Consider the following 8,664-nt stretch of genomic DNA (forward strand, 5'->3'; position numbering starts at 1 on the left):
TTTTTTTTTACCCAGCAGTCATCGTGAAATACAGAGGGGGTGGACGAAGGTCGTCCTACTTCTACTGTGATCATTAACCAGAGTGAAATAAGAATACTCCCTATTTCACCTCGAATTTTCGCTGTTTAATCGATCCGTATTCTGACCTTACCTCCTCATTCCTCTCGAAAAAGAAGCCTCGATAAGCTACTGCTGTACTGCGGTTTTTCTCTTAGCTAAAGACGGATGACCGTCTGTGACATCCTGTACACCTACTACAGAGAGATTCGACGAGGACCGACGATGCCTCATCTGTGGCTGCGTGGTCCTCTAAAACGTTTCGAGGGAACAGGTTCGGCAACGGGTATATCGTCGCTTGGGCCATAGTATAACTAGTATGACCTCAGACCGTGTAATAGACCTGCTTCAGAAGGCCTACGGCGACGAGATAGAGACCGTGATGAACTACCAGACGAACGCGATCGTTCTAGACGGCGTCCGTGCCGAAGAGATCAAGCAGAGCCTCCAGCAAGATATCCAGGAGGAACTGACACACTCCCAGCAACTCGGAAATCGACTCAAGCAGTTAGACGCCCGACCGCCCAGTTCGGCGGACTTCACCGCTCGGCAGGACTCGCTGCGCCCGCCCGAGAATTCGACCGACGTGCTCTCTGTCATCCGAGGCGTTCTCGACGCGGAAGAGGGTGCTATTGACACGTATCGGTCGCTCATCGACGCTGCCGAGGACGCCGATGATCCTGTCACCGAAGATCTCGCAGTGACTATTCTCGCCGATGAAGAGGCCCATCGAACTGAATTCCGGGGCTTCGAAAAGGAGTATCAAGACGACTGAGCCACCACGTCAGGGGAGCGAAAATGTGACCAGTTCGAATGATCAAGCGCCAGTCGCTTCACGATTCCGTTCGGGGACCCTCCGTGTCTTCCAGTAGAGGTATGCGAGAACGACGATGAGTATTCCCTGGAGTGTTTTGTCCACGTAACCGAGCATCGTGTATTCGCCGGCTTTCGCCACGTACCAGAGCGGGAATTGCACCGCCGTATACGCGATCCCCCCCAGATAGAGAAGGGTTCGACGGTAATCCAAAAGGAACAATACGGCGGCACCGAGGAATCCGACTCCCGCGAGTGAAACGGGTATCCGTCCTTCGACGAGTCCGGCGTACACGTGGGTGAGTCCGGTCATCAGGACGAGTAGAATCGCGAACCAGTGGGTCGTGGTGAGTGAGTCCGTCTTGACGTAGTCGCTAACCGTCTTGCCCATAGTTAGGATAGATGTTACGAGCGGTTAAACTCCACTTCGAACATTTTAGCTATACCATCGAGGTTTAGGGATATCGAGCCACCGACGATCATCCGTACGAGTTCGAATGCGAACAGTGTCGCCGTCACGGTAATCGAAACTGTGTCGACCAAAACCAGTACGGGGGTAGCCCGAGATAGATCTCCGAGAGGATGCCGATCGGCATGAGAAGTCCGGCCAGCGCCAGGAACGAAATCCAACGAGCACGCGCTGGCGAGCGGGTAACCACAGGAGCAGTGCCCCGAAGACGATACTGAGTAGCGAGAACAGGTTCCCGTGGGCGTGCGCGAGACGAGCCTCGAAATGGGGGCTTACGTTCGCCCCCGCGGTCCATGCTTCACAGCACAGAGCGAAGTCACGAATGTAGATCAAAAAATCCGTAGAGTATGAAAAGACCATCACTCCGGGGCTGATACCGATGTTCCACTTCCCGATAGCTGAGTCGGGCATGTGGCATGTAAATCATCTTTCATTGATGTGGGTGTTAGGCGAATTGATGAAAGGGGTCGTTGGACAGGGTTTAGTTTCCGAATCGTACCAGTGTGGTCGGCCACGAAACACCAACTGATAACGAATATATTCGATATACGCTATTTTGTTCGTGTAAATCAATTTGAGGTCTACGCTCATATACATACTATGGCACGCTCCCCGCTTCGGTTCACTCCGTTCCACCTCGCAGGCGCGGTGTTCCTGCTTGCTGGGCTCGTACTGGCTGTCTATCACGGCCTCATGCAGTTCGATCTCGTTCCACGGCTCGGCTGGGTTTCGTGGAGCCACATCCACTTCGTGACGATCGGCGGCTTCACGCAACTCCTGTTCGGAATGCTCCCCCAGCTCACGGCCTGGAAGCTTGATCGCCCGCTGCCCTCGAAGTACTACGATTGGCTGAACTTCACCGGATTGAACGGCGGGTTCCTCCTTCTCTGGTACGGACGCGGGTGGGGTCAGACGTGGGCGTTTGATGGCGGACTCGTCGCGATCTGGCTGCTTGTTGCCGGATTGCTGGTGGTGATGCTGCGAATGGTCATGCAAAGCGATCGAGCGTGGAACGCAACGACCGGGCTGTACCTGGTGTCTGTCTTCGTGTTCCTGTGGGGGATTACGTACGCGTACGGGCTGTTCAGCCACGTCTGGGAAGTTCCCGGTGGCTGGCTCGGCTTGCGTGAGGCCCACGTCCACGCCAACGCCTGGGGCTTTCTCGGCCTCGCGGCCATCGGTACACTCTACGACCTCTTTCCTCGCCTACTCGGTTCCGATCTCTACAGCGAGAGGTTACGAAATTACTCGGCGTGGTTCTTCGTCGCCGGCATCTTTCCACTGATTACCGGCCCCTGGATCGGGATGGGCCGGACAGTCACGGCGACCGGGCTGGTCCTCTTCGCGACGGGATTTGCACTGTACCTGTACAACCTCGTCCAGACGTATTGGTCGACAGACTCCCGGTCGGGGATTGCGTTGTCGGTCCTAGTAGCCCAGTTCTGGATGCTCGGGCCGGCGGGGTTCGCACCATTCGTGCTGTTCGGCGTCAAGTGGGTTGATCCGGGGTATATCGAAGATGGCGCGCTTCACTTCTTCTTCGTGGGGTGGGCGCTCCCCATCGCGCTCACCGGACTCCTACTCTACTTCCCGAACCTCCCTGCCCTACGCGAAGGGCATTTGGACGTCGATCACATCCCAGGCGGAAACATCCCGTCAGTGATCTCCACGTGGATGGTCTGGGTGTGGAACATCGCAATTGTGGTGGTTGGTGTTGGCTTCTTCTATCAGGACCAGTCGTGGTCGGCGTATCTCTTCGGACCCGGATATACCGCTCTCGTCATCTTGTGGCTTTATGAACTGGTACAAGCGTTCCGCTTACGCTGGACACTCCAGACCGATCCCGAGACGACTACAGAGAGTGGTCTTTACTGAAAACTCTCCTCCTGCTATGAACAAGGGAGTCTCAGTCTGCAGTTTGAGCATTAACTGGTGATGTCACTCCAGGTAGGTTTGGGAGAGACAGATCGACGTGCCGGAGGGGTTGTACGTCGGTGACGACGATTACTGTACTCAACGACATCAGAAGCGCACCAACAGTGGGTGAGAGCAGGATGCCAACCAGCGCTAGAATATACGCCACAAACCGGATCGCGAAGCAAACGACGAGGGCAATTACGAGGGTTCGGGAGAGGACCAAGATCACTCATTCTGAAGGTGACCACTGTCTATCACCAGAACTTCAGGTTCTGTTTAACGGACTCGCGCTTCAGTTCCTGAATTTCCTCAGTGATTGGGATATCCTTCGGGCAGACGGTCGTACACGAGAATTGCGTGTGACACCGCCAGACGCCGTGTTCTTTATCGAGTAGCTCCAACCGATGTTGCTTCACGTCTTTCCCTTCGCGTTCGTCCATGTAGAACCGATACCCCTTGACGATGGCAGCGGGCCCGATGTACTCGTCGTCGAACTGTGAGGGATTACACGACGACGTACAACAGCCACACTGAATACACCGCGAGGCCATCTTGATTTTCTCCCGGTTCTCGGGAGATTGGCGCTGTTCTTCGAGTTCACCGTCTGGGAGATCGTCCGGCTGAAAATATGGTTCAACGGACTCCATTCTCTCAAAGAAGTGATCCATGTCCACTACCAAGTCCTTGATTACAAGTTCGTGAGGGAGCGGTTCGACGCGAACTGGCTCATTGAGATCGGAAATTTGCGTTTGACAGCCGAGTCGCTGTCGCCCATTGATGAACAGTGCGTCACTCCCACAGATAGCCTGCCGGCAGGAATGTCGGAATGTCAGGCTCGAATCGTAGTGATCCCGAGCGTAAATTAGTGCATCGAGAACAGTCATCCCCCGAGAGAATGGGACATGGAAGTCGTCGAGTCGAGGATCTTTCTTCCCTTCAACTTCCGGGTCATACCGGAATACCTTCAACTGAACAGTTTCTCCGCCTGTATTGGGCTTTTCGAGTCCGCTCCCTACTCGCTGGCATTGAGACTGTTCTTTGTGTGGCTCCTTCTCGGCGGGTTGACTCTCTCGTGGTGACTTCTCTTTGACCGTTTTCGGATGATTTGATGACATAGCGGTTATTCCAGCCTCCTCGCGGGGATTCCGTCGTCTACTCCGCTAACTTCATTATCGTGGTTCGTCCACCGGTTATCTCACTACGGGGGGAATCTCCAGTGCCCACGGATACGGTGGGGACACATAATTACTTGTGGTGAGATACCTACCCACATACATACGTTGATTGGGATAAATAATCCTCGCAGTGGGAAATGTCTCTGGGTGGAAGTGTGAAAGCCTCGTTCACCTGCCACAGTTGCGGGAATACGTTCGACACTGATGTGGAGAATCAGTGGGGTATGTATGAGTTCGTTCGATGTCCAGACTGTGGGAGCGCCAAAACGACCCTAGCTGCAACAGCGTCCAAAATTAATGCGAGCCACTGAGAGGGGAGGGACAACGTACTATTTGAGCCGCAAGTGGACGAACGGTCTTAGATTTCCCCCTGACGGTTGGCGTCGCCATCACAGCCGAATTATTCGATGAACTCTTATTCGTGTATTATCTTGGGCCTATAGCACAAGAGATTGCCAGCCTTTTTATTGAATACCACAGTTTCAAGTAATAAATTCGTCTTAGCACCATCTCAACCTAAGTGATATTGTACTGTTCGGGAATAGCTTTAATCTCCTCTGTTACCCTATTCTTTGATATAATGACCACTTCAGTGCGTGAGGACCTCGAGCGCGACATGGAGTGTATCGACCTTCTAGGTTGTATTCACGGGCTCAACAGGCGTGATCAGAAGGTCTTTCAGGTGCTCCAACAAGCAGAGGGACAACTCACCGTCGACGACGTAGCAGACCGACTGGATTGTGACCGAACAACGGCGCATCGCTCGGTTTCTCGGCTTCTTGAGGCCAGCGTTATTGCACAGGAGCAAGTAAACTACGACCAGGGCGGTTACTACTACGTGTATCGGCCGCGGACACCAGAGGAAGTTGCTCACGAAATGCAGCGATTGCTCAACGACTGGTACGCAACCATTGGACAGCTTATTCAAGATTTCGAAGATCAATATCACCGAAACTCCGACGACCGAGAGAATGATCCGATTCAGTGCTGTTCCTGAAACTCCAGACAGAGACGCTGGCTGAAATCGGTCGTACGTATCTCAATACTGGTGGCGCGCGTCAGATCGTCGTCCTACCCTATCCGAATATTGGATAGTACCCTACGCTACCGCCGGTCCGGCAGCGCTACATGTGGTCGCAGATCGCCGATACCGATCGAGATGGTGCCCCTGTTTGAGGAGGTATTCGGGACTGAACTCGTTGAGAAAACCGTTTCCGGAGACGTGATCGAGGACGACGGCTAGAACTCGATAGTCCGCTGTTCGTCGCCCGACGGTGGCGTCGCCGGTTCGTCGTCCACGTCGCCGGCAGTGCTGAACCGGGTGACTGCGGCCGCCGGACAGATCCAGACCTCGGGGGCGTACCACGCGAACAGCCGCGAGGCGTGTTCGTGGGCAGTATCGGCGTCCTCGGCGCGGACGCGGCCGACGTGGCGCATCGGACGGCCGTCGTCGTCGCGTTGGAACACCTCCCAGAGCTCGCCGTCGTCGGGTCGCTCCTCGGCGTCGACGTCCGAGTCGGTCCGATACCGTTCGACCTTCGCGACCCGGCCCGAAGAACTTGCATCCAACTCCTCGGAGGAGATATCGCCGTCGTTGTAGGCTCCCGTCATAATCTTCTCAAGCAGTCTGGCCGTATGTGATGTGGCTCCGGAACCCCCACTGATTACTGACCCCGGTAGCTAGATCATAGAACACTTGGGCCACTACATCGTGGCGGACGCGGGTAATTATGGGTTCGACGTCGGATTCGTCCGGTGTATTCGCCGGCATGCATAACGGGGCGACTTCGAGACGGATGGATAATGGGTCGAATATGTTCGTAGAAATTCTGAGGAGTTGACAGTACACGCGTTCACCAACCCGTTTGCTACCATCAGGCTCGATTCTGAGGAGAAGATATACTACCGCCGGGTCGATGCCGCAGTTCCTCCAGAGACCCTCTCGGCGTCAGAAATTGGCCACTGGCCAAACAGGTATAAGTTCGACCGACCTATTGCTAACCGATAATGTCGAGCACACCACACGACCATGACCACGATCACAACGCTGAGCCGGTTACGAATCACGTCCACGATAACTCTTGGTCCGCGAACCTCGAGAAACCCGAGCACGGCGATGACCGCGACTTGGTCGTCCGGCAGGCGATCGAAGCTATCGAGCACACGGCTCCGGGGAATCACGTCAATCTCGTCACGCACGCGAACCACGGCCATCCATCCGAGTACCTCTACGATACCTTAGACGAGGAATTCGCCGATGCCGACTGGGAGTACATCGAGCAGTGCGGCTGTGGCGGCCACGTCCTCCGAGTCCACGTCTGACTGGGCATTGACGGGGATTCCTGAGCGCCTGCGATCCGTATCTGGTTCTCAGTACCTCGGACCCGAGATGTGTGTACAGACGACCGCCCAGTTCGAACAGTAACTGCCGGCCGACGTCTACTCGGCGTAGTAGTATTCGCCGTCGCGCTTCTGTTCACGGTCGAGCTGGCTCCCCGGCTTGTTCACTCGCGGTCGGTCAGTCCGTTCGTCGCGACGGAACGTGATCCCTAGCGACGAGAGGAACACGTTCATTCCCTCCCGCATTGGTTGTGGTGACCCAGCGTGTCCGCGTTTGCCCGGCGTCCCGTCGAAAACCACGAGACGGTCGGCAACCCGGTCGATCACGAAGAGGTCATGATCGACGACGACGACCACGGGACACTCGGTCTGTTCGCTGAACTGTCTGAGGTTGTCGGCTAGCGAAACGCGCCGGTCGACGTCGAGGAACGCCGAGGGTTCGTCGACGAGATACACGTCGGCATCACGGGCGAGACAGAGCGCGACGCCGACTCGTTGGAGCTCCCCGCCGGACAGGGAGTCTAACAATCGATCGTACAAGGACTCGACATCGAAGGGGTCGCGGATTCGCGTCGCGAACCGGTCGGTGTGGATATTGGTGACTGTTCGGAACCGCTCTCGGACCGTCGCGTTTCCATCCGGCGAGATGTACTGGGGTTTGTAGGATATCCTGGTTCCGTTCGAAACGGCGGATGCGACTTCTTCGTCACCGTCGTTGCCGTCGAGAACGCCCGCTAGTAGTTTCACGAACGTTGTCTTACCGAGGCCGTTCTCGCCGACGACACCGATGGATTCTCCTGCGTGGAGTTGGCCGCCGTCGACGGACAGCGAGAAGTCGTCGTAGGACTTCGAGCGGTCCGGGTAGTCGAGACGCGGCTCCCGGCGGTGTGCGAACTCTCGGTCTGCCGCTGACGGGAACTCGATAGCGTGTCGCCGAATGCGGACGTTCTCCTCGGTCAGGTGGCCGTCGAGAAATTGGTTGATCCCTTCGCGTGGCGATAGCTGCTGGGAGACGACACCGAAGCCACCGGGCTCACCGTATAGGACGTGGATGCGGTCGGACAGCAGATCGAGTGTCGCCAGATCGTGATCAACGACGATAGCTGATGTGCCAGTCTGCTGGACGTGGTCGTGAACGACACGAGCTACGGTGGTCCGCTGGTCGATGTCCAGAAACGAAGACGGTTCGTCGAACAGGGAGAGGTCAGCATCTGCCAGGAGTGTGGACGCAACGGCGACGCGCTGGCGCTCCCCACCGGAGAGGGCTGCCAATTCCCGGTCCAGAATCGGTCTGAGCGACAGGTCATCGAGGATGTCTTCGGCGTCGATCGGCCGCGTGGCGAGCCATTGTGCAACCGTTTCGGTAGCCCCGCTAGGTTGCTCGTCGACTCGCTGGCGCTTGCGGGCCGTCGTCACCGTTGCGTCACGGAGTCGTTCGAGATGAGACTGAAGGGTCGTCCCCCGGAACGACGTGACTGCCTGTTGCCAAGTGCTGCTATCCACGCTGTTTCCGATCAACCTAAGAAAATCCAGAGAGGTACCGTAACGGGCTCGAAGAATAAACTCGACCGTAGGTCAAGGGGAGGGAGCGCTGGAACGTGCCACACTGGATTCCAGGCTCCACAACTACATGTTCAGCCACAACGAAAAAGGTGATCTATTCACCATTCACGCGGCGTTCAATCGTTTTTCGTCCAGCGACGTTGGATACTGTAGCCGCCACAGTCCGGACACACATGATACTGTAACTCGAACCGTGACCCACAGCCTGGGCACAGGTAAGGCTCGGTCGGGTCCTCGTCTGCGAGTAAACCCTGGAGCCGGTTCACCAACGCCATCGTGACCTCCTCCTCGCCGTAAACGGCGAGGCTTCCCACGGCACCGCACCGCTGG

9 protein-coding genes and 1 pseudogene are annotated in these 8,664 nt (G+C 56.2%); 4 read left to right on the top strand and 6 right to left on the bottom strand.

The genetic code is table 11. The annotated features are described in order from the left end of the window. Window positions 1-376 precede the first annotated feature (376 nt). Complete coding sequence (locus tag BMZ83_RS15750; protein WP_074880901.1) at window positions 377-832, top strand: ferritin-like domain-containing protein; 456 nt, start codon at window positions 377-379, stop codon at window positions 830-832. Window positions 833-874: 42 nt separating this feature from the next. On the opposite strand, the gene BMZ83_RS15755 is transcribed toward BMZ83_RS15750, so the two are convergent. Further along, window positions 875-1,261 carry a hypothetical protein gene (locus BMZ83_RS15755; RefSeq protein WP_074880902.1) on the bottom strand — a complete coding sequence of 129 codons (387 nt, stop codon included), beginning with the start codon at window positions 1,259-1,261 and terminating at the stop codon, window positions 875-877. A 678-nt stretch (window positions 1,262-1,939) separates the two neighbouring features. Here BMZ83_RS15755 and BMZ83_RS15760 point away from each other — a divergent pair. Beyond that, window positions 1,940-3,214: a hypothetical protein gene (locus BMZ83_RS15760; protein WP_074880904.1), complete on the top strand. Its 1,275-nt coding sequence runs from the start codon at window positions 1,940-1,942 to the stop codon at window positions 3,212-3,214. 31 nt (window positions 3,215-3,245) lie between these two features. Here BMZ83_RS15760 and BMZ83_RS17410 read toward each other — a convergent pair. Together BMZ83_RS17410 and BMZ83_RS15765 are read right to left on the bottom strand one after the other, a co-directional pair. Continuing rightward, window positions 3,246-3,437: pseudogene (locus BMZ83_RS17410) on the bottom strand (hypothetical protein); the annotation flags it as partial. 73 nt (window positions 3,438-3,510) lie between these two features. Continuing rightward, a complete protein-coding gene (locus BMZ83_RS15765; RefSeq protein ID WP_074880906.1) occupies window positions 3,511-4,371 on the bottom strand; it encodes a succinate dehydrogenase/fumarate reductase iron-sulfur subunit in 861 nt (286 codons plus the stop codon). A 640-nt stretch (window positions 4,372-5,011) separates the two neighbouring features. Here BMZ83_RS15765 and BMZ83_RS15770 point away from each other — a divergent pair. Further along, the gene (locus BMZ83_RS15770; RefSeq protein WP_074880908.1) at window positions 5,012-5,428 is read left to right on the top strand and encodes a helix-turn-helix domain-containing protein; all 417 of its coding nucleotides are present in this window, start codon (window positions 5,012-5,014) and stop codon (window positions 5,426-5,428) included. 242 nt (window positions 5,429-5,670) lie between these two features. Here BMZ83_RS15770 and BMZ83_RS15775 read toward each other — a convergent pair whose 3' ends face one another. Then, on the bottom strand, window positions 5,671-6,042 hold the full coding sequence (locus BMZ83_RS15775) for an Htur_1727 family rSAM-partnered candidate RiPP (protein WP_079990232.1): 372 nt from the start codon (window positions 6,040-6,042) through the stop codon (window positions 5,671-5,673). 396 nt (window positions 6,043-6,438) lie between these two features. On the opposite strand from BMZ83_RS15775, the gene BMZ83_RS15780 reads away from it, so the two are divergent. Further along, window positions 6,439-6,753, top strand: coding sequence for a CGCGG family putative rSAM-modified RiPP protein (locus tag BMZ83_RS15780; protein ID WP_074880910.1), 315 nt, complete (start codon window positions 6,439-6,441; stop codon window positions 6,751-6,753). A 117-nt stretch (window positions 6,754-6,870) separates the two neighbouring features. Here the strand turns inward: BMZ83_RS15780 and BMZ83_RS15785 are convergent, their stop codons facing one another. Both BMZ83_RS15785 and BMZ83_RS17160 read right to left on the bottom strand, forming a co-directional pair. Further along, window positions 6,871-8,274, bottom strand: coding sequence for a ribosome biogenesis/translation initiation ATPase RLI (locus BMZ83_RS15785; protein ID WP_074880912.1), 1,404 nt, complete (start codon window positions 8,272-8,274; stop codon window positions 6,871-6,873). A gap of 176 nt (window positions 8,275-8,450) precedes the next feature. Then, window positions 8,451-8,664: hypothetical protein (locus BMZ83_RS17160; protein WP_218144692.1), on the bottom strand; the 214-nt coding region annotated here is incomplete at its 5' end.

It is taken from the genome of Halolamina pelagica (assembly GCF_900115675.1).
In the GTDB taxonomy this organism is placed as follows: Archaea; Halobacteriota; Halobacteria; order Halobacteriales; family Haloferacaceae; genus Halolamina; species Halolamina pelagica.